This is a genomic window from Stenotrophomonas sp. 05L44_2, from assembly GCF_056665995.1.
Map to the genome: position 1 here is coordinate 1 of NZ_JBFTNR010000587.1, position 2,685 is coordinate 2,685.

General features: G+C 65.7%; 4 protein-coding genes and 1 other RNA gene. All 5 read left to right on the plus strand.

What is annotated here, in order from left to right:
* Nucleotides 1-57: 57 nt before the first annotated feature.
* The 5 genes from ssrS to AC1VAN_RS17820 all read left to right on the plus strand — a co-directional run bounded on the left by ssrS (nt 58) and on the right by AC1VAN_RS17820 (nt 2,536).
* Nucleotides 58-243, plus strand: a non-coding RNA gene (gene ssrS, locus AC1VAN_RS17800) — 6S RNA.
* Nucleotides 244-326: 83 nt separating this feature from the next.
* Nucleotides 327-920, plus strand: a complete 594-nt coding sequence (locus tag AC1VAN_RS17805; protein ID WP_480986340.1) for a 5-formyltetrahydrofolate cyclo-ligase — start codon at nt 327-329, stop codon at nt 918-920.
* On the plus strand, nt 917-1,396 hold the full coding sequence (locus AC1VAN_RS17810) for an EVE domain-containing protein (RefSeq protein ID WP_442252395.1): 480 nt from the start codon (nt 917-919) through the stop codon (nt 1,394-1,396). Before AC1VAN_RS17805 ends, AC1VAN_RS17810 begins: the two co-directional genes overlap by 4 nt.
* A 24-nt stretch (nt 1,397-1,420) precedes the next feature.
* Nucleotides 1,421-2,068, plus strand: coding sequence for a ribose-5-phosphate isomerase RpiA (gene rpiA / locus AC1VAN_RS17815; RefSeq protein WP_032976728.1), 648 nt, complete (start codon nt 1,421-1,423; stop codon nt 2,066-2,068).
* A gap of 21 nt (nt 2,069-2,089) precedes the next feature.
* Nucleotides 2,090-2,536 (plus strand): DUF192 domain-containing protein, encoded by a 447-nt coding sequence (locus tag AC1VAN_RS17820; RefSeq protein ID WP_025874195.1) that lies wholly within the window; start codon nt 2,090-2,092, stop codon nt 2,534-2,536.
* Nucleotides 2,537-2,685: the final 149 nt, after the last annotated feature.

Genomic DNA, 2,685 nt, shown 5'->3' on the forward strand with positions numbered 1-2,685 from the left:
GCACTGTTGCCGACGAACGGCCTATCCAGATCACGCGCGGTAGCTATAATGGCGACGCGTTCTCTGCGGTACTCGACGGCATGTGCAAACATTCGCCTTGTCCCTTAAGAACGACACCGGGAGCGCGACAGCGCCGGGAGTGCAGGTCCGCCTTGCAGCGGGAAGCCCGATGGTTCTCCAGCGTTCCCACTTGAGCCCCCGGGTTCAAGGTCGTTTCGCAWGCATCGMCATTGCGGAGAATGCAATATTCCAGCAAGGGCGGCGTCTTCGGGCGTCGCCCTTGTTCTTTCCGGCACAATGACGGCTGATCCTTGCCGCACGCTGCCATGACCGACCCGCGACAGGCCCTGCGCCACGACCTGCGGCAACGCCGCCGCGACCTTTCCGCCCCCGCCCGTATCGCCGCTGCCGAATCGCTGGCCGATGCGCTGCTGGCGCTGCCGTTCGCCCCGCGCGAAGGCGCCGTGGCCGGCTACTGGGCGCTGGATGGCGAAATCGCCCTGCACCGCTGGCAACTGCAGCTGCCCGATCGCTTGACCTACTGCCTGCCGGTGCTGCACGGCGACGTGCTGCGCTTCGCGCCCTGGCGCCCCGGCCAACCGTTGACCAGCAACCGCTACGGCATTCCCGAACCGGACATCGCCCTCGAAGACACGCTGGAACCGGCGCAGATGGCACTGGTGGTGACGCCGCTGGTGGGCTTCGACGCACGGTGCCGGCGGCTGGGCATGGGAGGTGGCTGGTATGATCGCAGCTTCGCCTTCCGCCATGATCGGCCGGCGCCACCCTGGCTGGTCGGCGCGGCATTCTCGGTGCAGCAGGTCGAGTCCTTGCCGGTGGCGTCCTGGGACGTGCCGGTGGATGCGATCTGCACTGAAGCCGGCACCCTGYTCCCTTCCGCTGCCCCCGTGAACGCATGACCGCCCGCAAGCGCTACTGGCTGATGAAGTCCGAACCGGACGCCTTTTCCATCGACGACCTGGCCAAGGTCAAGGTTGAACCCTGGAACGGCGTGCGCAACTACCAGGCGCGCAATTTCATGCGCGATGGCATGCAGGTCGGTGACGGCATCCTGTTCTACCACTCCAATACCAAGGTGCCCGGCATCGTCGGCCTGGCCACGGTGGCCAGCGCGGCCTACCCGGACGACACCCAGTTCGACCCGAAATCCGACTACCACGAYCCCAAGAGCACGCGCGAGAACCCGCGCTGGATGCTGGTGGACGTGGCCTTCGACCGCAAGCTGAAGCAGGTGATCGCGCTGGACGAGATCAAGCTGCATGCCGAGGAACTCGGCGAAGGCTTCCCGCTGGTTGCCAAGGGCAACCGCCTGTCGGTGTTCGCGGTGACCGCTGCGCAGTGGAAGCTGCTGCTGTCGCTGGAAAAGAAATCCTGATTCCCTGCCTGAGAGCTCTCCGCAATGTCTGAAGCCAAGCGCCTGGCCGCCGAAAAGGCCATCGAGTACGTCGAAGACGGCATGATCGTCGGTGTCGGCACCGGTTCCACCGTCGCCTATTTCATCGATGCGCTGGCCCGCATCCAGCATCGCATCAAGGGTGCGGTGTCCAGTTCCGAACAGAGCACCGCGCGCCTGAAGCAGCATGGCATCGAGGTGATCGAGCTGAACCACACCGGCACCCTGTCGCTGTACGTGGATGGCGCCGACGAGTGCGATCCCGGCAAGTGCCTGATCAAGGGCGGCGGCGCTGCGCTGACCCGCGAGAAGATCATCGCCGAGGCCAGCGAGCGCTTCGTCTGCATCGTCGACCCGAGCAAGCAGGTACCGGTGCTGGGCAGGTTCCCGCTGCCGGTGGAAGTGATCCCGATGGCACGCAGCCTGGTTGCCCGCCAGATCCGCGACATGACCGGCGGCCAGCCGACCTGGCGCGAGGGCGTGGTGACCGACAACGGCAACCAGATCCTGGACATCCACAACCTGCAGATCACCGATCCGGAAAAACTGGAGCGTGAGCTCAACCAGCTGCCGGGCGTGGTCTGCGTCGGCCTGTTCGCACGGCGCCGTGCCGATGTGGTGATCGTCGGCGGCGAGCCGCCGATCGTGCTCTGACCCTTTCGAAGGACCCTGACGATGTCGTTGCTGCGCTCACTGCTGATGCTCCCGCTGCTGGCCCTGACCGGCTGCGCCACCGATGCTGCCCGCCACTGGGTGGAACTTGACGGTGCGCGCTATGACGTTGAACTGGCCACCAACGATGAAACCCGTGCGCGCGGGTTGATGTTCCGCGACCAGATGGCCGAGGACCACGGCATGCTGTTCGTGCATGACCGCGAGGAAATGCAGGCGTACTGGATGAAGAACACCAAGATCGCGCTGGACATCCTGTACTTCGACAGCGAGCGGCGGCTGGTGAGCCAGCAGCGCGACGTGCCGCCGTGCTCGGCCGGTGACATGTGCCCGCCCTACCCCAGCGGTGGCCCGGCACGCTTCGTGCTGGAACTCAATGCCGGCCAGGCGGAGAAGCTCAAGCTGAAGGATGGCACCGAGCTGATCTTCGGCCCGGGCATCGAGAAGTAGGGGGCGGCCGGGCTGCGCCCGGCACCCGCCGAATCAACATCAAAAGCAAGAGCTGGGTTATCGAGGCATGGTGGGGCGGTGTGGGCTTGCAGGACACGCCGTGTAAACCCATCCCTGGGGGCTCGTAGGCGCCATCCATGGCGCCTGCG

What these genes read in the sequence shown, in the direction of transcription:
- rpiA (WP_032976728.1), top strand. Translation starts at nt 1,421, where the DNA reads ATGTCTGAAGCCAAGCGCCTGGCCGCCGAAAAGGCCATCGAGTACGTC.
- AC1VAN_RS17820 (WP_025874195.1), top strand. Translation starts at nt 2,090, where the DNA reads ATGTCGTTGCTGCGCTCACTGCTGATGCTCCCGCTGCTGGCCCTGACC.